Below are 19599 nucleotides of genomic sequence, written 5' to 3'. Positions count from 1 at the left end.
CGGCTTCGAAACTTGGATACACGCCCCCCCCGTGCAATCCGCCAAATCTATTGCTAAGCGCATCGGATGATCGCTCGCCTTCGCCCCGTCCCGTTCGACCTCGGTCCCGTCCATTTCGTCGGCATCGGCGGCATAGGCATGAGCGGCATCGCCGAGATCATGCTGAAGATCGGCTATTCGGTTCAGGGCTCGGACGCCAAGGCCAGCGCCAACACCGAACGTCTGGAGAAGCTGGGGGCCAAGATCTTCATCGGCCACGACGCCGCCCATGTCGGCGAGGGCGTCTCGGCCGTGGTCTATTCGACAGCGGTCAAGGCCGACAATCCCGAGATGAAGGCCGCGCGCGAGCGTCGCATCCCCCTGGTGCGCCGGGCCGAGATGCTGGCCGAACTGATGCGGCTGCAGTTCTCCATCGCGGTCGGCGGCACCCACGGCAAGACGACAACGACCTCCATGGTCGCGGCCCTGCTGGATGCGGCCGGTCTGGACCCGACGGTGGTCAACGGCGGCATCATCAACGCCTATGGCACCAACGCCAAGGTGGGGGACGGCGACTGGATCGTGGTCGAGGCGGATGAGAGCGACGGCAGCTTCCTGCGGCTCAAGTCCACTGTTGCGATCGTGACCAACATCGACCCGGAACACCTGGACCACTACGGCGACTTCGACGCGGTGCGGAAGGCCTTCGTCGATTTCGTCGAGAACATCCCCTTCTACGGTTTCGCCGCCGTCTGCCTGGACCATCCCGAGGTGCAGAAGCTGGTCGCCTCGATCGATAACCGGCGGCTGGTGACCTATGGCGTCAATCCCCAGGCCATGGTGCGGGCCGAGGGGTGCCAGATGGGGCCGGACGGCGCCCGGTTCGACGTGGTGATCCAGAACGGCGAAACGCACCGAATCGACAATCTGCACCTGCCGATGGCGGGCTGGCACAATGTGTCCAACGCCCTGGCCGCCATCGCGGTGGCGCGCGAGCTGGACGTATCCGACGAGGCGATCCGCGAGGGTCTGGCCGGGTTCGGCGGGGTCAAGCGCCGCTTTACGACGACGGGCGTGGTGCACGGGGTGCGAATCGTGGACGATTACGGCCACCACCCGGTCGAGATCGCCGCCGTGCTGAAGGCGGCGCGTCAGGTGAGCGAGGGCCGGGTCATCGCCGTGGTCCAGCCGCACCGCTACACCCGTCTGCGCGACCTGATGGACGACTTCTCGACCAGTTTCTCCGACGCCGACAGCGTGATCGTCGCCGACGTCTATCCGGCGGGCGAACAGCCGATCGAAGGGGTGGACAAGCACGCCCTGACTGAAGGGATCCGCCGCTACGGCCACCGTCATGTCCAGGCGCTGGAGAACGCCGCCGTCCTGCCGCGTCTGATCAAGGAAGAGGCCCAGTCGGGGGACGTGGTCGTGCTGCTGGGCGCCGGCGACATCACCAGCTGGGCCTATGGCCTGCCGGCGCAGCTGGAGGCGCTGGGGTGACGCCCGGCTTGTCCGGCGAGGTCTGGAAAGTATATATTGTGGCGTGACGGTATATCCCTCGAGGACGCCATGGCCCTTTATGTGAAGGATCCCGAAGTCGATCGGATGGCTGAACGCCTCAGCCGCATCGCAGGGATCAGCAAGACGGAGGCGGTGCGCCGCGCGCTGCGTCGCGAGTTGGAGCAGGTTGAGACGCCGTCGGACTTCGTGGAACGCGGCCTCGCCTTCGTCCGGGCGCTGGAGGCGCGAGCGCCAAGAGAGCGAGGAGAGCCGATCGACAAGGCCTGGATCGACAGCCTCTATGAGCGGGATTGATGTTCGTCGACGCCTCGGCGTTGACCGCCATCCTGACCGGCGAGTCCGACGCGCGAAATCTTTTTGAGCGTCTACAGCGCGGCTCGCCTCGCCTGACCTCTCCAATGGCGGTTTGGGAGACGGTCATAGCGGTGGCGCGGCGCAGGAATATGGAAGTCCATGACGCCGAGGGCGCCGTGGAAGCCTTCCTGACCGACTTCAATATCGAGGTGGTCGCCATTCCCGCCGAGGCGCGGCGCGAGGCGATCCGCGCTCACGTCCGGTACGGCAAGGGCCGTCACCCGGCGGCATTGAACTTCGGCGACTGTTTCGCCTATGCCTGCGCTCGCCACGCGCGATCGCCCCTGCTGTACAAGGGCGACGACTTTTCCCGGACCGACATCGAAGCCGCATGACCGAGATCACCCTTCCCCCCGTTCGCGGCAAGCTGCTGCGGGACGAACCGCTCGGGCCCTACACCTGGTTCCGCGTCGGCGGCGCGGCCGAGGCCCTGTTCATTCCGGCGGACGCCGAGGATCTGGCTGATTTTCTCAAGGCCCTGGATCCGGCCGTGCCGGTGGCGGTTCTGGGCGTCGGATCGAACGTCATCGTCCGCGACGGCGGGGTCGAGGGGGTGGTGATCCGCCTGGCCGGCCGGCCCTGGGCCCAGGTGACGACGGACGGCCACACGATCACGGCCGGCGCAGGGGCGCTGGACTCCATGGTGGCCAAGGCCAGCGCGAAGGCGGGGATCGCCGGGCTGGAATTCTACGCCGGTATTCCGGGCACGGTCGGCGGCGCCCTGACCATGAACGCAGGTTGCTACGGGTCCGAGACCAAGGATGTGCTGGTCTCGGCCTGGGGGTTGAACCGCAAGGGCGAGCGGGTCGATTACGCCCTGGCCGACTTCGGCTACACCTATCGCCATTCGCAGGCGCCGGCCGACATCATCTGGGTTGAGGCCGTCTATCGTGGAACCCCGGACGCGCCCGAGGCGGTGCAGGCCCGGATCGACGAGATCACCAGCCGCCGCGAAACCACCCAGCCGATCCGCGAAAAGACCGGCGGTTCGACCTTCAAGAATCCGCCCGGTCACTCGTCTTGGAAACTGGTCGACGAGGCCGGCTGGCGCGGCAAGCTGCACGTGGAGACCGGGGGAGGGGCCATGTTCAGCGAGCTGCACTCCAACTTCATGATCAACCCCGGCGAGGCGACGGCGGCCGACATCGAGGGCCTGGGCGAGGCGGTGCGGGCGGACGTCCTGAAGAAGACCGGCGTTCAGCTGGAGTGGGAGATCAAGCGGATCGGGCGTCGCCTCTGATCACCGGCGTTTGACGCACAAATTTCACCTCGCGCGGGCGACAAGGTTGACGGCCTGTTAAACATCTCGGCCGCAATCGGAGAGCCCATGACCCGCGCATTCGAAGACCTTCATGTCGCCGTCCTGATGGGCGGCCTGTCCGCCGAGCGGGAGGTGTCGCTGACCTCCGGCGAACAGTGCGCCCAGGCGCTGGAGCGGCAGGGGGTGCGCGTCAGCCGCGTGGATGCGGGGCGCGATCTGGCGAACGTCTTGTCGGGCCTGATCAAGCCGGACGTGGTGCTGAACTGCCTGCACGGCGCCTGGGGCGAGGACGGCTGCGTCCAGGGCGTTCTGGAGACCCTGCGGATTCCCTATACCCATTCCGGCGTCCTGGCCTCGGCCCTGGCGATGGACAAGAACAAGTCCAAGGCCGTGCTGAGGGCGGCGGGGATCAAGGTTCCGGGCGGCGGCCTGTATGACCGGCATGAGGTGGCGGCGCGCCACGTCATCGAACCGCCCTATGTGGTCAAGCCGAACGCCGAGGGCTCGTCCGTCGGCGTCTATCTGGTGCGCGAGGGCGCCAATCGGCCGGTCGCCGAGGTGGGCGATCCGTCCTGGGCCTATGGCGAACAGGTGATGGTCGAGCCCTATATCGCCGGCAAGGAGCTGGCCGTCGCCGTGATCGGCTATGCGGACGGGCCGCGCGCCCTGACCGTGACCGACATCACCCCGACCAAGGGCTTCTATGACTATGAGGCCAAATATGCGCCGGGCGGTTCGGTTCACGTCCTGCCCGCCGTCCTGCCGCCCGCCGTTTTCGAGGCGGCCCTGCGCCAGGCCGAGGCGGCGCATGTCGCCATGGGTTGCAAAGGCGTGTCCAGAAGCGACTTCCGTTATGACGATGTTAAGGACGATCTGGTTCTGCTGGAGGTCAACACTCAGCCGGGCATGACGCCGACCTCGCTCGTCCCCGAGCAGGCCGCCCATGTCGGAATGAGCTACGAAGACCTGGTTCGGTGGATGGTGGAGGACGCCTCATGCCCGCGGTAGTTCGCGGCGGTCGGCGACAGAGTGCGGTTTCCTCGCGTGGCGCAGCCCCCAAGAAGGGAGGGCGTTCGCGCGGCGGGGCGCCCAAGCCTGCGTCCGCCATTCCCGGCAAGATGGCCGCCATCGGCCGGATCGACGTCTCCCCCCGCACCGTCATGATCGCCCTGGGCGCCGGCGCCCTTCTGGTCGTCGGCATTCTGTCGACGGGCGCGCGGGCCGAAAGGATCGGCCAGTCCGTCTCCCACGGGATCGACGGGATGACGGCCGGCATGGGACTGTCGCTGAAGCGGGTTCACATCACCGGCGCCTCGGCCGAGGCCGAGCCGGCCATTCAGCAGGCCCTGGGTCTTTATTCAGGCCAGCCGATCACCAGCCTGGATCTGGACGCCATTCGCGACCGGGTGCAGGGCGTGGGCTGGGTCAAGTCCGCGCGCGTCGTGCGCCTGTTGCCCGACACCCTGATCATCGAGGTCAAGGAGCATGACCGCCTCGCCGTCTGGCAAGAGGCCGGTCAGATCAAGGTCATCGACACACGGGGCCAGGTGATCAAGGGCGCCGACGCCCGCCGCTATCCCACCCTGCCTCTGGTCGTGGGCAAGGGCGCCGATCTGGCCGCCGCCGAAATCCTGCCTCTGCTGGCCCAGCGGCCGCGCCTGATGAGCCGGGTGGACGCGGTGGTGCGGGTGGACGAACGCCGCTGGGATCTGCGCCTGAAGGACGGCAGCCTGATCCAGCTGCCGGCCACGGAACAGGAGGCGGCCCTGATCCGCCTGGATGCGCTGGATCAGCGCGAACGCCTGCTCGACCTGGGCTTCGCCCGGGTCGATCTGAGAACGCCGGACGAAATTGCGGTGCGCCCCGCCGCCGACGCTTAACAGGGACCAGTAGGAGTATGGCGGGAATGCAGCGTGGATCGGCGAACGACCAGGGCCGGGGGATGGACCCCCGCGCCGGCCGCGCGCCGGTGATCGCCGCCCTGGACATCGGCCAGTCCAAGGTTTCGTGCTTCATCATGAAGCCGGACGGCGTGCGTCACGCCGACCGCACCATCCGCGTCGCCGGCGCCAGCCACGTCCAGTCCAAGGGCGTCAGGGGCGGCGCCATCATCAATATGGACGAGGCGGCCCAGGCCATCGGCCATGCCGTCGAACGGGCCGAACGCGCGGCCCAGAGCCCGGTCTCCGGCGTCGTCGTGACGACCGCCATCGGCCAGATTGCCAGCCACCGCGTCCAAGCCCGGGTGTCCCTGGGCTCCAATCCCGTCGGCGACGCCGATCTGGCTCGCGCCATCGGCATGGCCCTGGCCCAGATCCGTCTGCCCAACCGTCGGCCCATCCACGTCCTGCCCATCGCCTGGTCAGTGGATGGGGCGCGCGGCGTCCACGATCCGCGCGCGATGCGCGGCGGGTCGCTGGGGCTGGATCTTCTGGTCGTCTCCATGGCCGAGAATGTGTTCACGACCCTGAGCCACTGTCTGGAGCTGGCCCATCTGGATCTCCAGGGGGTGGCCGCCGCGCCCGTCGTTTCGTCGCTCGCCGCCCTGGAAGAAGACGAGATGGACCTGGGCGCCGTCTGTATCGACATGGGCGGCGGCTCGACCAGCGCCGCCGTCTGGGGCGGACGGTCCCTGCTGCATGTGGAGAGCCTGAACGTCGGCGGGGACCATGTGACGTCCGACATCGCCCGCGGCCTGTCCACGTCCAAGGCGGGCGCCGAGCGGCTGAAGACCCTGCACGGTTCGGCCATGGCCAGCGCCAATGAGGACCGCGAAATGCTGGAGGCGCCGCCGCGCGGCGAAGACGCCTCGGCCGGCCCGGTCATTGTGCCGCGCGCCATGCTGAAGACGGTGATCGCCCCGCGCGTGGAAGAGACGCTGGAACTGCTGCGCGACCGGCTGAAGGCGGCAGGGGTCGGCCTTGAGCCCGGCGCCGGCCTGGTCCTGACCGGCGGCGCCAGCCAGCTGAACGGCGTGCGGGAACTGGCCGTGCGCGTCTTCGACCGCCCCGTCCGCCTCGGAAAACCCCAACGGGCGCCACATTTGGCCGACGCCGCGTCAGGACCGGCTTTCTGCGCCACCGCCGGGGTGCTGTTGCGGGCGGCCTATGGACCCCGTGAGGCGGTGTCGGCCAGGAAGCTGATGGCGCGGCAAATCACGGCTGCGGATGCGCCCAAGGTGCACCGCGGCAATGTGGTGGGGCGTGTGGCGGGGTGGCTGCGGGATAATCTGTAAGATAATCCTGCTTTTCGGCCGTCAGTCCAAACTCGGCGCTTGATGTAGCCGAGACCAAGCTTGGTTGGTGCCTCTAGCAACCTTCTTGCCCCGATTTCGGCGCTGCGATCAATCTCGGGCCGCCTTATAAATACCTTTCACATTTCGCGGATTTATTAACCGATAAATCGACGTGTTTTGGTAACATAACCCGAAAACTTGCATGTACACGCAAAACATTTTCGCAATTCAGCAGAATTCAAAGGATTTTGAACCTCATTTGCTGAGGAGCCGAAGGCGAAATTGTGGCTTTGCCGCTACATATGGACGGCAAGACGTTCGGAATGTGTTCGAAATGATGGATACCTGCCGCCATCTTGTTACAAACCCTTCACGTTCGTGGCGGCCCATCGCCGCCCGATTTTTCATGGGGCTGTTCATTCAATGAGATCCACTCGTAAAATCCTGTTTGGCACGACAATTTTGGCGGGCGTCTTGGCTGCGGCCGCCCCGTCTTTCGCCCAAACGCAGAGCTCGACACCCGCCTCATCGGAATCGACGACGGACGTCGAAGAAATCGTCGTCACCGGGTCTCGCATTCGTCGTGACCCCACGACGGCTCCTACGCCCCTAATTCAGGTGTCGCGAGAGGCCCTTCTGGAGACGGGTCAGACGACGGTGATCGACTATCTGGCCACCATTCCGGCCCTGTCGAATTCGCAGGTTCCTTCCGATACAACGGGTAATGCGCTGGGAGCGTTGGGGCTTTCGCTTCCGAACCTGCGCAGCTTGGGCGCGGGGCGGACCCTGACCCTGGTGGACGGTCGCCGGCACGTCGGATCTCAGACCGGTTCGCTGGCGGTTGACGTTGATACGATCCCTCGTCTTCTGATCCAGAATATTGAAATCGTGACGGGCGGCGCGTCTTCGGTTTACGGCGCCGACGCTGTTTCGGGCGTCCTGAACTTCGTCCTCCGCAAGGATTTCGAAGGGCTCGAGGTCGATGGCAACTACGGCATCATAAACAAGGGGGGGGATGAAACCACCAAGAGGATTTCGATCCTCGGCGGTGTCAATCTGCTGGACGACCGGCTCAATGTGTACGGCTTCGGCGAATACGAAGACATTGAAGACGTCAATGCGGAATCGATCGAATGGTTGGGCAAGGCCTGGGGTCTGGTCGGCAATGATGCGGATCCGACCACTGTCGGTCTGACCTCGGACGGTATTTACGACGCTGTTCTTTATCGTGACCTGCGGCAGCTGCAGATCCTGCGTGGCGGTCAACTGACGATCGCCAACGGCGTGCGGCCCGATCCCACGCTGAACCCCAACGTCCCCAATGTGGCCACCAGCTCCAACTGTCTTGCGGCCAACGGTCCCCTGACGGCGGATTGCTATAATCCCCGTCCGGGCCTGACCTATGTCTTTGACGAGAACGGCAATGCGCGTCTGGCCGATTTCGGCGGCAAGGTGGCGAACACGGGCCGCTTCCAGGGCACCCATATCGGCGGGGACGGTGAGAACCCCGCACTGTTCAACCGCGAATCCTACTTCCCTCAGTCCCGCAGCCAACGTTACCAGACCGGGCTGAACTTCAAGCTCACGCCGGACATCAACCTTCACGCAGAATATAAATACGTTTATGAAGAGTCGGAGCAAAATGGCGGTCCCGCCTTTGCTGACGTCTATTTCACGAACTCGTATTCGCTTGCGCAGCAGCAACGGCCGGTTCTGAACGCCAGAACGTCAAGCCCCACGGCGTTTCTGTCGCGGCTCGACAATGCCTTCCTCCCGGCGAATGTGCTGGCCCAGATCCAAGGCAACGTCGTACAGCCGTACGGCACGTCCACGGCGACGGCCCCCGGCGCGCCCCTCGCACAGTTCAACGCTCCTTGGGCGCGTTACACCGCCTGGTCTCGTGATCGCATCCAAGAAAACACTCGCGAACTAAACCGCTTTGTCGTGAGCGCCGACGGCACCCACGACGGCTTCGGGTTCGTCAAGGACATCAGCTGGGATATCGGCTACACTCACGGCGAGGTGGAAAACCAAAACACCGAATACCCGGTCGATGGTCTTCGCTACGCCTTCGCTCTGGACGCCGTGCGCGACACCGCCGGAGTTCTTGGGACGCCGAATGCGATCGTGTGCCGGGTCAAGTTGTTGACGGCCAACGGTGCGACCATCGCCAACCAGAACACCGGCGCCGCCGCCGGGTCGGCTGGCGCGTTGACGGCCAGCAGCCCCGAAGTTGCTGAATGCCAGCCTTACAACATCTTTGGCGAAGGCGCCGCCAGCCAGGAAGCCATCAACTACATCACCGCCAAGACGGGGGTGGACGAGAAGAACACGCAAGACAGCGCTGTGGCGTCGATCTCGGCTACTGTGGGTGACTACTGGGGCGCCGGCCCGATCGGCGTCGCGCTCGGCGCCGAGTACCGCCGTCAAGAAACGACCGGCACGGGGCGCACCCGCACGGCCGAAGGTCGCTGGCTGTTGAGCAACATCGGCGACGATTGGGCCCCCGGCGCTGAGTATGAAACCAAGGAAGTGTTTGCTGAGTTGGCGGTTCCGCTCTTCCGCGAAAGCTTCCTGGGTTATTATGCAGAGCTGAGCGGTTCGTACCGCTACTCCGACTACACCACGACCGGCGGCGATGACGTCTATGGCATCAACCTGGTTTATCGCCCCGTGCCGGAGCTGGCTTTCAAGTCGAGCTTCAACACCTCGACCCGCGCGCCCGATCTGAGCGAACGTTTTGGGCCTCGCGTCCAAACCTTCGCTTCCATTACGGACCCTTGCGATGCGCAGGTGATCGCCAATCTGTCTGACCGCACCATTGCGAACCAGCGTATTGCGAACTGCTCGACCCAAGCGGCGTCTCTGGGATTGGGTGGAGTGTTCAACTTCTCCGATCCCACGGCCACCAATGCGTTCCGGCCGGTGTATAGCTCGAGCGTTTCCGGCGCCCTCGCAGGCAACACCAACCTCAAGCCGGAAACGTCAGAGTCCTTCACCTTCTCGGTGGTGTATCAGCCTCCGATCGCGCCCGGTCTGAGCCTGGTGCTCGATTATTACGAGATCGAGATCAAGGACCTGCTCTCAACGGTTACGGGCCAAACGTCTGCGAACCTGTGCGTCAACGGCCCGACACTGAACGACGTTTTCTGCGACGTCATTACGCGTTCCGCCGTGGATCTGCCTGCGCCTAACGATGACCGCTTCAAGATCACGGACTTCCTGCAAGCGTCGTTCAACTTCGCCAAGCGGACTACGCGCGGCCTGGACTTCAACGTGAACTATGCGGCTGACCTGGCGGACATCACGCCTTGGTCGCTGGGCCGGATCAACTACAGCCTGCGTGGCACGTGGTTGATCGAGCAGAAGCAGTTCAACAACATCTCCAATCCGAACGATTTCACGGAACTTTCGAGCTCCTTGTATTATCCGCGGGTTCGGATGACGTCCTCGCTGTCCTATTCGCCGAATGACAAGTTCACGGCGACCTGGATTGTCGATTGGCAGACGGCTCAGGACATTGTTCAGCGCCGCGACGCCATCAACAATCCGGACTCGCGGCCAGCTGAGTATTTCGACACCGGAAACTTCGCTCGTCATGACCTGCAGTTCAAATACGCCATGCGCGAAGATCTTGATCTCCGCTTTGGCGTAACCAATGTGACCAACGCCGAGCAGGCGCCGTGGTTGGGTACGACGCTCTACTCGAACTTCGATCCTTACGGACGCCGCTTCAACATCGGCTTCAACTATCGGCCCTGGTAAGGGGCCAATCTTCAAGACCTCCGGGGGCGGCCTGACAAGGCCGCCCCATTTTTTTGCATCAACCTCCAGCCAAGCTCGCACTTTGTGCTGTTCTCGAGTCCGACTCACATTATCGCCGTAACCATCTCTTAACCCTCGTGGGTGCAATCCTTAACGCGCTCATAACCAAGGTGATTCGGCGGGGTGTTCGCCTTGGGACGAGGGGCAGGGTCGGAAGGTCGGAAAACAGAATGTCGCTCTCATTGGTCAAGCCGCAACACACTGAACTGAAGCCCCGCATCGTCGTGTTCGGCGTCGGCGGCGCCGGCGGCAACGCCGTGAACAATATGATCGACGCCGGCCTGGAAGGGGTCGAGTTCGTCGTGGCCAACACCGACGCGCAGCACCTCAGCTTCGCCAAGACGGATCGCCGCATCCAGCTGGGCGAGACCATCACCCAAGGCCTGGGCGCCGGCGCCCACCCCGAGGTCGGCATGAACGCCGCCGAGGAATCCGCCGACGAGATCCATCAGCACCTCGAAGGCGCCCATATGGTGTTCATCACCTGCGGCATGGGCGGCGGCACCGGCACGGGCGCGGCGCCCGTCATCGCCAAATGCGCGCGCGATCGCGGCATTCTGACGGTCGGCGTGGTGACCAAGCCCTTCACCTTCGAAGGCCGCCACCGGATGCGCCTGGCCGACGCCGGCGTCGCCGAGCTGCAACGCTATGTCGACACCCTGATCGTCATTCCGAACCAGAACCTGTTCCGCGTCGCCAATGAACGCACCACTTTCGCCGACGCCTTCGGCATGGCCGACCAGGTCCTGCACTCGGGCGTGCGCTCGATCACCGACCTGATGATCCTGCCGGGCCTGATCAATCTGGACTTCGCCGACGTGCGCGCCGTCATGTCCGAAATGGGCAAGGCGATGATGGGCACCGGCGAGGCATCCGGTGATGACAGGGCGTTGATGGCGGCCCAGAACGCCATCGCCAATCCGCTGCTGGACGAAACCAGCCTGAAGGGCGCCAAGGCCGTGCTGGTCAACATCACCGGCGGTCTGGACATGACCCTGCTGGAGGTCGACGAAGCCGCCAACGCCATTTCGGCCGAGGTGGACGGCGACGCCAACATCATCTTCGGCGCCGCCTTCGATCCGGCGCTGGACGGCAAGATCCGCGTCTCGGTGGTCGCCACCGGCATGGACGAAGGCGTGGTGCAGCGCGCCGAGCCCTCGGCGCCGACGGCCCCCCTGGCCGATCACAGCGCCCGCCGCTCGGCCGGGGGCCTGTACGGAACCCAGACGTCGCGCGCCGCCCCGGAGCCCGCCCGCGAGACCTATCGCGAGCCGGTCCGCGCCGAACGCGCCCCGGAACCGCGCGTCGAGGCCCGTCCCGAGCCCCGCATCGAAGCCGCCCCTGTCGTCCCCAGCTTTCAGGCCCCGGCTGCGGCCGAACCCCGTCCCGAGCCGGTGATCCGCGTCGCCGAACCGGCGCCGCGCACCCTGGAGCCGATCGTCGATCCGTGGGTCGAGGAGTATGAGACGCGCGCCCCGGCCGCCTCGGCCCAGCCGAGCCGCGCCCCGGTCGAACCCCAAGGCGACCTCTACGCCGCGCGCTCGCCCGAGCCGGCCGCGGACGACTATGACGACCGCGACCATCGCCGCAGCGGCTGGAGCCTGTTCGGTCGGGGCAAGCGCGCCCAGCCGCAGCCCGAGCCCGCCTACAGCCGCGCCCAGCCGCAGATGCGCCAGTCGGCCCAGCCGCAGTCGGCGCCCGAGCCGGAAGCGGGCCAGGCTGACGACGATCTGGAGATCCCTTCTTTTCTCCGCCGTCTCGCCAACTGACCGCCGGAAAAACTGACCACCACGCCCCGAAGCCCGGCTTCGGGGCGTTTTTCGTTCCGTCCGTATCAGAACGAAACAATCCGAAACCCGACTTTCATTTTCCTGTTGCCGGCCAACCGTTAGACCGGGCCTGTGCCGCAGTCCGTCCCCATGGGCTGCGGCGGTAACGAAGCGAGTTTGCCTTTGCCGGTCCGGAACGACCATCAGGAACGCACCCTCATCGCACCGGCGATTATCGCCGGCGTTGGCGTGCACACGGGCCGCCGGGTCCGGCTTGCGGTGCGGCCTGCGCCTGCGGGGACGGGGATCGTCTTCGTGCGCACGGACGTCACCGACCGCGACAACCGCATCCCCGTGTCGGGCGAGGCGGTCGTGGACGCGCGGCTGAACACCATGATCGAGAATGTGGAGGGCGTGCGCCTGTCGACCATCGAGCACCTGATGGCGGCCTTCTGTGCGCTGGGCGTATCGAACGCCGTGGTCGAGGTGGACGGGCCGGAGTTGCCGATCCTGGACGGCTCGGCGCTGGAGTTCGTGCGGCTGCTGGACCGGGCGGGCTTTCGGCCCCAGGCGCTGCCCCAGCGCTATATCGAGATCCTGGAGACGGTTCATGTCGTCGAGGGCGACAAACACGCCGCGCTTCTGCCGTGCGACCGCTATGAGATGCGGTTCGAAATCGACTTCCCCTCGGCCGCCATCGGCAATCAGGTGATCGACTTCGTCGTGGACGAGGCGACCTTCCGCCAGGAGATCATGGCCTGCCGCACCTTCGGCTTCGCCCATGAGGTCGAGGCCCTGCGCCAGGCGGGTCTGGCCCGCGGCGGTTCGCTGGAGAACGCCGTGGTCATCGACGGCGACCAGATTCTGAACCCCGGCGGTCTGCGCATGGAACGCGAGTTCGTGCGGCACAAGGCGCTGGACGCGATCGGCGACCTTTACGTCCTGGGCGCGCCCCTGCTGGGCCGATACGAGGGTTACAAGGCCGGCCACGCGGTCAACAACAAGCTGGTCCGCGCCCTGCTGGCTGCGCCGCATGCGTGGCGGGAAGTGACGCGCGTACCGGAGTTGGCCCAGGCGGGGTGATACACCCTCTCCCTCCCCGGACGGGGAGGGAGAGGGCAAGCGGATTAAGTCAGACCCCGATCACGGAAATCAAGCGCCCGAAATCCGGCTCTCCGCGTTGGAACGCCCTGCGGTTGGAATAGAAGCGGTCCGGGTCGGCGCAGGTGTCGTGGCCGGTCCAGACGGCCTGGCCGATCCTGGCCTGTTGCAGACGCCACAGGACGAAGCCCGGCAGGTCGAACAGGCGTTTGTCGTCCGCCGCGCCGGGCTTGAAGAAGCGTTCGCTGCCGGGGTCGTGGTGGGCGAACCGCTCCTGGAAATCGACGCCGACCTCATAGCTGGGCTGGGCGATGCAGGGGCCGACGACGGCCAGGATGCGGCGCGGCGCGGCGCCCAGGGCCTCCATGGCCGAGACGGCGGAATGGACCACCCCGCCCAGGGCGCCCTTCCAGCCGGCGTGGACGGCGGCGACGATCCGGGTCTCAGGGTCCGCCATCAGAACGGGGGCGCAGTCGGCGGTCAGGACCGAACACAGCAGGCCGGGTTCGGCCGAGACGACCGCATCGCCCTCGGGGCGGTCGCCGCGCCACGGGCCATCGGCGACCCGGGCGACGGCCGAATGGATCTGATAGCAGCCGTTCAGATGATCGGCGTCAGCCCCGAAATGGGCCGCCACGCGGCGGCGGTTCTCGGCCACGGCGGCCGGGTCGTCCTTGGAGCCGACGCCGGTGTTCAGGCCCTTGTATATGCCGGTCGAAACGCCGCCCGCGCGGGTGAAGAAGCCGTGGTCGAAGCCGGCGGCGGTCAGCAGCGGATGGGTGATGGGGGCCAGGCTGGTCAGCGGGTCGCTCATTGATCCCATCCCGGCACGATCAGCGAGCGGGGGGAGAAGATTGCGGCGGCCTTGAACAGGCGTCCCATCTGGTCCTCGGCGGTCAGGCGGTGCAGTTGGCGGTCGATGACGGGGGCCGCATCGGGGCGCCCCGTTTTCAACCGTTCCGCGCGGGCTTCGATCCCGAGACGGCGCAGGAAGTCGCCCTGTCCCAGGCAGCCGGTCACGTCGGCGCCGGCGCGGACGGCGGCCTCCAGCACGCGCGGGAAGTCGGCCCACTGAGTCAGGTCGGCCTCGCCGGGACTGTCCAGCGGATCGACCTTCTGGTGGCGGCGCAGGGCTTGAAGGGTGTCGCCGGCCTCGGGCCGGGCGCGGCCGTAGTCGATCAGCAGGGCAGCGCCGGAGGCGGCCTTCATCAGCAGGGCCAGGTCGCGGCCGAAGATCGCCTGCTGTTCGGAAATCTCGAAAATCTGGCCCGGCGTCATGTCGAACGGGGGCTTTTCGAAGCCGCCGGTGATCGCGGTCAGGCCGAAGATCAGGTCGTTGTCGTCGGTGACGCCGATCCGCCGCTCGGCCCAGCCGTCCTCGGTGCGGACGAACTGGCGGGCGGGCATACAGTCCAGCACCTCGTTGGCGATCAGGACGACAGGGACGTCGGTCTCGATCTGGGTCAGGTCGCGCACCCAGCGCGGCGACAGGTCGGCGCCGGCCAGGGCCCTGGCCTGCAGATCGCGCAAAGGTCCGCTGGGCTCGAGCAGGATCAGGTCGCAGGCTTCCAGAAAGCCGGGAACCAGGCGGGCCGCCCTCAGGGCGTCGCTGATCAATGTCCCGTCGCCGGGGCCGACCTCGACCAGACGGAACCGCTCGGGCGCGCCCAGCCGGTTCCAGGTCTCGACCGCCCACAGGCCGATAAGTTCGCCGAACATCTGGCTGATCAGGGGGGCGGTGATGAAGTCGCCGCCTTCTCCCAGAATCGTTTGGTGGGCCGGTCGCGAGGCGTAGTAGCCGCCCTTGGGATCATGCAGGCAGCGGGTCACATAGTCGGCGACCGTCATCGGCCCTGTCAGGGCGATCTCGCGCGCCAGACGGGTCTTCAGGCTCTCGGCTTCGCTCATGCGGCGACGGGCGGCCGGTTCCAGGCGCGCCAAACCAGCCAGGCGCCGACCAGGATCATCGGGATGGACAGCATCATCCCCATGGTCAGGCCCAGGGGGAAGTCGGGCATGCCGAAGTCGGGCTCGCGCACATTCTCCAGCGCGGCGCGGCAGACGCCGTAGCCGACCAGGAACAGGCCGGTGACATAGCCGGGCTTCTTCAGCAGGTCGAACTTCCAGATGCCCAGCGACAGGATGGACAGCAGGACGATCCCCTCCAGGCCCGCCTCATAGAGCTGGCTGGGGTGGCGCGGCGCGTCGCCGGCGGGGCAGAAGCCGTACATCTGCTGGATACGGGCGTTGCAGAAGCGGATGGCCCAGGGAACGGTCGTCTCGCGGCCCCAGAGTTCGCCGTTGATGAAGTTGGCCAGACGGCCGAACATCAGGCCGATCGGCACCACCGGGGCCACCACGTCGCCCAGACGCAGCATGTCGATCTTCTGGCCGCGCGAATAGAGGACGATGGCCAGGCAGACGCCCAGGAAGCCGCCGTGGAAGCTCATCCCGCCGGTCCAGAGCTGGAACAGTTCGAACCGTTCGCCCAGGGTCTGGCCCGTGAACAGCTGGGCGTACATGACCGGCTTGTAGAAGAGGGCGTAGCCCAGGCGGCCGCCCAGGACGATGCCCAGCACGATCCACAGCACCAGATCGTCCAGCTGGGTCGTGCTGATCGGCGGCTTGCCCGGCGCCCACAGGCGTTCGGTCTTGATCAGTCGGGCGGCGTACCACCAGCCCAGGACGATGCCGGCCACATAGGCCAAGGCGTACCAGCGGATCGGAAGCGGTCCGAGATGGATCAGGACCGGATCGAATTCGGGAAAGGGCAAGGGGATTTCCTGTGCTGGCCGTTCTCTTGACGGGCGGTTTAGCAAGCGTCGCCGCCTACGTCGCCTGTGAAGACGCATCACGACGCCTTGATGGCGCCGCCGAAGCAGCAGAAAGAAAGGTTTCGTTCACCATAGTCGGTGACCCTCCGTTAACGACGTTCGAGTCGGAGCCTTTCGATGCAGACCCGCAATCCCCTTCTGGATGAGTTCGCCAAGCTGACGACGGGCGCCATGGGCCTGGCCCAGGCCGCCGGCGAAGAGGCCAAGACCGCCTGGCGCGCCCAGACCGACCGGATCGTCGCCGAGATGGACCTGGTCCGGCGCGACGAGTTCGATGTGCTGAAGGACGAGATCGCCGCCCTGCGGGCCGAGATCGCCGAGCTGAAGGCCGGGAAGAAGCCCGCCGCCAAGGCTTCGACCAAGCCCGCTGCGGGAACGTCCACAGATGGAACTCAACCCGGGGACGCAGCCGGTTGAGCCGAATCCGCGAACAGGCTTACCACTCTGTTAACGGCCGTGATTCTGGCGGCCGCAGCCCGAACTGAGAGACTTGATGGACATCGCCCGGCCCGAGGAAACGGACGTGCCCTTCGACCCGCTGGAGGTCGTGGAGCATGTTCTTACGGCCGAGAACCTGCCGTTCGATCGCACCGACGACGGCGATCTGGCCTTTGCGCTCGCAGGGGACTGGAAGGATTACGAGCTTTGGTTCGCCTGGCGGCCCGAGGGCGACTGCCTGCAACTGTGCTGCGCCCTTGATCTGAAGGTGGCCAAGAGCCGCAAGACGGCCGCCCACGAACTGGTCGGCCTGATCAATCAGCGCACCTGGATGGGCCATTTCGAGGTCTGGGCCGAGGACGGCGAGATCGTCTTCCGCCATTCCCTGGCCCTGCCGATGGGCGAGCGGCCGACCCTGGCCCAGGCGGCCTCGATGATTGATGCGGCGATCGAGGCGGCGGACCGCTATTACCCCGCCTTCGACTTCATGGTGCGCGGGAACAAGAAGCCCCAGGAGGCCATAGAGGCCTGCCTGTTCGAGACGGTCGGCAACGCCTGATGGCTGATCCCCAGCCGGTGGAAGGCCCCGTCGTCCTGGTCGGCTGCGGTCGGCTGGGCTCGGCCATTCTGGAAGGCTGGCTGCTGACCCAGACGGTCGCGGCCTCCGACCTGATCATCCTGACGCCCTCGCAAAAGCCCGCCGCAGAAGCCGCACGGGCGCAGGGCGCGCGGGTCAATCCGCCGCTCGAGGTATTGGCCGAGGCCAAGGTGATCGTCCTGGCGGTCAAGCCCGCCCTGTGGCGCGACGTCATTACGCCGCTTCTGCCCTTCCTGGGCGATAAGGCGGTGATCCTGTCGGTCATGGCGGGCGTCACGGCGCCGACCCTGGCCGAGGGGATCGGCGGCTGGCCCATCGTGCGGGTGATGCCGACCACCGGCGTCTCGCGCGGACGCGGGGTCGCCTCGGTCTGGTCGGCCGATGATCGGGCGCGCGCCCTGGGTCGCGCCCTGTTCCAGCCGATGGCCGAGACGGTCGATCTGGCGGACGAAGCCCTGATGGACGCCGCGACGGCCGTGGCCGGATCGGGCGCGGCCTATTTTTACGCCTTCACAGAGGCCCTGGCGCGCGCCGGGGAGGCGGCGGGACTGGACGCGGGCACGGCTGACGTTCTGGCCCGCGCCACCCTGCGATCCGCCGCAGAGTCGATGGGCGATGATCCCTTGGACGCCTTGATCGGCCGCATCGCCTCGCCCGGCGGCTCGACCCGCGCGGGGCTGGAGGCCATGGCGAGGGACGGGCGTCTGACGGAGATGCTGAACGACACGGTCGCGGCGGCGGTGCGCCGCAACCGCGAAATGGGCGCCTGAGACCCTTTAGAAGCGGCCGCGTTCGATCTGGTCGCCGAACCGCTCGAACGCTCGGTCGGCGTCGCGCCAGACGCTGTAGCCCCAGACGTCGCGGATGTTCGGCGAGAAGTAGGAGAAGTCCACCGGCCGCGACTGGCCGTCGGCGGTGACGATTTCGCCCTTGATCGCGGCGCCGCCGATCGAGACGCTGCGGATGGGGTCCAGGCTCGGGTTCTGGCGGATCTGCTCCATGGTCGGCCGGTTCGGCTTCAGATCGTTCAGGACCAGATTGGCCGTGGCGCCGGGATAGCGTTGCTCCAGCGCCTTGCCCACTTCGGCCTGAAGGGCGTCGATCTGTTCATTGACTTCGCGATCGCCCAGTTTTTCGACCTGGCGCTGCAGGTCGGGGCCGATCGTGACGTTGACGTTCGGGTTCTGCGCCTGAGCCATGGCGGCGACGGCCAAGGTCGCGGCAAGCGGCGCAAGAAAGGCGAGTTTACGCATCGTGTTCATCTCCATGCCCTGTCCGAACTGAAGATGCGCCCTGGCCCCCCGTTTCGCTAGAGGGGGCGACGATGGAGGCCTGTCCGGGCAGGCGGATGATCGCCTTCAGTCCGCCCATGTCGCTGCGGTCCAGGGTGACGTCGCCGCCGTGTCCCCGCGCGACGTCCCTGGCGATGGCCAGGCCCAGGCCGACACCCTTGCGGTTCTGATTGCGGGATTCGTCCAGGCGCGAGAAGGGTCGGAAGGCTTCCTCATACATGTCTTCGGGAATGCCGGGTCCGTCGTCCTCCACCGCAATCTCCAGCCCGCCTGAGGCCAGGGCGCGGGCCGACAGGCGCACCCGTTCGCCGTGCGAAGCGGCGTTGCCGGCCAGATTGACCAAGGCCCGCTTGAAGGCCAGGGGGCGCAGCGAGGCCGTCAGCCCCTCCGGCGCCGCCAGCTCGACTTCGGCGCCGGCGCGTTTCGCGTCCTCGCCGGCCGTCTTCAGCAGATCGCGGATGGACACCGGCTTCGGCGGCTCGCCGGCTTCGCCGCGGGCGAAGTCCAGATATTCGTCGATCATATGCTCCATCTCGTCCAGGTCGCCGCGCATGGCGGACTGACGCTTGAACGGCGGGGCCAGGGCCAACTCCAGTCGAAGCCGGGTCAAGGGCGTGCGCAGATCGTGGCTGACCGAGGCGAGCAGGGCGGTGCGCTGGTCGATATGACGCTGGATGCGGTCGCGCATGGACAGGAAGGCGGTCGCGGCGGCCCGCACCTCGCGCGCGCCGTGCGGCTTGAAACGGGGCACGGTCTCGCCTCGACCGAAGGCCTCGGCCGCGTCGGCCAGACGTTCGATGGCGCGGACCTGGTTGCGGATGAACAGGATCGCCACCCCCATCAGCAGTATGGTGGCGACGGCCAGCCACAGGACGAAGATGTGGGCCTGGGTCGCCACCGCGCGCTCACGCGGGGCGATGATCCGCAGCACCCCTTGCGGCTCCTGCACCTGAATATCGACATAGGCGGGGTAGCGGGTGGTGTCGAACCAGTAGGGGCGGTCCAGGCGGGCGTCCAAGGCGCGGTCCAGCACCCGGTCCACCACCCCGATCGGCCCACGCCGGGTTTCGGTCGGCAGGGTGCGTCCCTCCTGCAGGGCGATCGACAGGGACATGGAGCGTTCGGCCCGGCTGGCCAGCCGCTCCAGATTGCGGGGGCTGGGGTCGTCCTCATAGCTTTCGACCGCCCAGGCGATGTCGCCGGCCAGACCTTCGGACAGGCGCGCCGTCACCGTCTGCCAGTGGGCGTCGAAGAAGATCCAGGTCACCACCACCTGCATCACCAGCACGGGCAGGACGATGATCAGCAGCGACCGGCCCCACAGCGAGGTCGGTATCCGCCGCTTCAGGAAACGCGGCCACAGATAGGCGGGCAGCAGCCGCATGGCGTCGG

At 66.5% G+C, this 19599-nt stretch carries 18 protein-coding genes; 13 read left to right on the top strand and 5 right to left on the bottom strand.

Features of this window, described 5'->3' with window-relative positions:
• The first annotated feature begins 66 nt into the window (after window positions 1-66).
• The 10 genes from murC (at window position 67) to lpxC (ending at window position 13027) form a co-directional block, all read left to right on the top strand.
• Window positions 67-1479, top strand: coding sequence for a UDP-N-acetylmuramate--L-alanine ligase (gene murC / locus JMT67_RS06790; RefSeq protein WP_201463041.1), 1413 nt, complete (start codon window positions 67-69; stop codon window positions 1477-1479).
• 69 nt (window positions 1480-1548) lie between these two features.
• Window positions 1549-1794, top strand: coding sequence for a type II toxin-antitoxin system VapB family antitoxin (locus tag JMT67_RS06785; protein WP_201463040.1), 246 nt, complete (start codon window positions 1549-1551; stop codon window positions 1792-1794).
• Window positions 1794-2189, top strand: coding sequence for a type II toxin-antitoxin system VapC family toxin (locus JMT67_RS06780; RefSeq protein WP_201463039.1), 396 nt, complete (start codon window positions 1794-1796; stop codon window positions 2187-2189). The genes JMT67_RS06785 and JMT67_RS06780 overlap by 1 nt, the downstream gene beginning before the upstream one ends.
• Complete coding sequence (gene murB / locus JMT67_RS06775; protein ID WP_201463038.1) at window positions 2186-3094, top strand: UDP-N-acetylmuramate dehydrogenase; 909 nt, start codon at window positions 2186-2188, stop codon at window positions 3092-3094. The genes JMT67_RS06780 and murB overlap by 4 nt, the downstream gene beginning before the upstream one ends.
• 87 nt (window positions 3095-3181) lie before the next feature.
• Window positions 3182-4123, top strand: a complete 942-nt coding sequence (locus JMT67_RS06770; RefSeq protein WP_201463037.1) for a D-alanine--D-alanine ligase — start codon at window positions 3182-3184, stop codon at window positions 4121-4123.
• Window positions 4111-4995, top strand: coding sequence for a cell division protein FtsQ/DivIB (locus JMT67_RS06765; RefSeq protein WP_201463036.1), 885 nt, complete (start codon window positions 4111-4113; stop codon window positions 4993-4995). Before JMT67_RS06770 ends, JMT67_RS06765 begins: the two co-directional genes overlap by 13 nt.
• 62 nt (window positions 4996-5057) lie before the next feature.
• A complete protein-coding gene (gene ftsA / locus JMT67_RS06760) occupies window positions 5058-6350 on the top strand; it encodes a cell division protein FtsA (protein ID WP_201463992.1) in 1293 nt (430 codons plus the stop codon).
• A gap of 474 nt (window positions 6351-6824) precedes the next feature.
• Entirely contained in the window at window positions 6825-10115 is a 3291-nt protein-coding gene (locus JMT67_RS06755; protein WP_233455821.1) for a TonB-dependent receptor, read from the top strand.
• A gap of 230 nt (window positions 10116-10345) precedes the next feature.
• Window positions 10346-11944: a cell division protein FtsZ gene (gene ftsZ / locus JMT67_RS06750; protein WP_201463034.1), complete on the top strand. Its 1599-nt coding sequence runs from the start codon at window positions 10346-10348 to the stop codon at window positions 11942-11944.
• Between the two features lie 183 nt (window positions 11945-12127).
• Entirely contained in the window at window positions 12128-13027 is a 900-nt protein-coding gene (lpxC, locus tag JMT67_RS06745) for a UDP-3-O-acyl-N-acetylglucosamine deacetylase (RefSeq protein ID WP_182713328.1), read from the top strand.
• A 49-nt stretch (window positions 13028-13076) separates the two neighbouring features.
• On the opposite strand, the gene pgeF is transcribed toward lpxC, so the two are convergent.
• The 3 genes from pgeF to lgt are packed head-to-tail and all read right to left on the bottom strand — an operon-like array spanning window position 13077 to window position 15819.
• The gene (gene pgeF / locus JMT67_RS06740; protein ID WP_201463033.1) at window positions 13077-13859 is read right to left on the bottom strand and encodes a peptidoglycan editing factor PgeF; all 783 of its coding nucleotides are present in this window, start codon (window positions 13857-13859) and stop codon (window positions 13077-13079) included.
• Window positions 13856-14953 carry a class I SAM-dependent methyltransferase gene (locus JMT67_RS06735; RefSeq protein ID WP_201463032.1) on the bottom strand — a complete coding sequence of 366 codons (1098 nt, stop codon included), beginning with the start codon at window positions 14951-14953 and terminating at the stop codon, window positions 13856-13858. Before JMT67_RS06735 ends, pgeF begins: the two co-directional genes overlap by 4 nt.
• A complete protein-coding gene (lgt, locus tag JMT67_RS06730) occupies window positions 14950-15819 on the bottom strand; it encodes a prolipoprotein diacylglyceryl transferase (RefSeq protein ID WP_201463031.1) in 870 nt (289 codons plus the stop codon). Before lgt ends, JMT67_RS06735 begins: the two co-directional genes overlap by 4 nt.
• Window positions 15820-15996: 177 nt before the next feature.
• Here lgt and JMT67_RS06725 point away from each other — a divergent pair, with 177 nt between their 5' ends.
• From JMT67_RS06725 to JMT67_RS06715, 3 genes are all read left to right on the top strand, one after another.
• Window positions 15997-16296, top strand: coding sequence for an accessory factor UbiK family protein (locus tag JMT67_RS06725; protein WP_054766515.1), 300 nt, complete (start codon window positions 15997-15999; stop codon window positions 16294-16296).
• 76 nt (window positions 16297-16372) lie between these two features.
• Entirely contained in the window at window positions 16373-16876 is a 504-nt protein-coding gene (locus JMT67_RS06720) for a type III secretion system chaperone family protein (RefSeq protein WP_054766514.1), read from the top strand.
• Window positions 16876-17685, top strand: a complete 810-nt coding sequence (locus JMT67_RS06715; protein WP_201463030.1) for a pyrroline-5-carboxylate reductase family protein — start codon at window positions 16876-16878, stop codon at window positions 17683-17685. The genes JMT67_RS06720 and JMT67_RS06715 overlap by 1 nt, the downstream gene beginning before the upstream one ends.
• 6 nt (window positions 17686-17691) lie before the next feature.
• On the opposite strand, the gene JMT67_RS06710 is transcribed toward JMT67_RS06715, so the two are convergent.
• Window positions 17692-18168, bottom strand: a complete 477-nt coding sequence (locus tag JMT67_RS06710; RefSeq protein WP_201463029.1) for a hypothetical protein — start codon at window positions 18166-18168, stop codon at window positions 17692-17694.
• The gene (locus JMT67_RS06705; RefSeq protein WP_233455820.1) at window positions 18161-19591 is read right to left on the bottom strand and encodes an ATP-binding protein; all 1431 of its coding nucleotides are present in this window, start codon (window positions 19589-19591) and stop codon (window positions 18161-18163) included. The genes JMT67_RS06710 and JMT67_RS06705 overlap by 8 nt, the downstream gene beginning before the upstream one ends.
• Window positions 19592-19599: the final 8 nt, after the last annotated feature.

This window comes from Brevundimonas aurantiaca, assembly GCF_904830995.1.
GTDB lineage: Bacteria > Pseudomonadota > Alphaproteobacteria > Caulobacterales > Caulobacteraceae > Brevundimonas > Brevundimonas aurantiaca.
The sequence above is the reverse complement of the archived record's forward strand: the minus strand, read 5'-3'. Positions and strand labels throughout refer to the sequence as shown.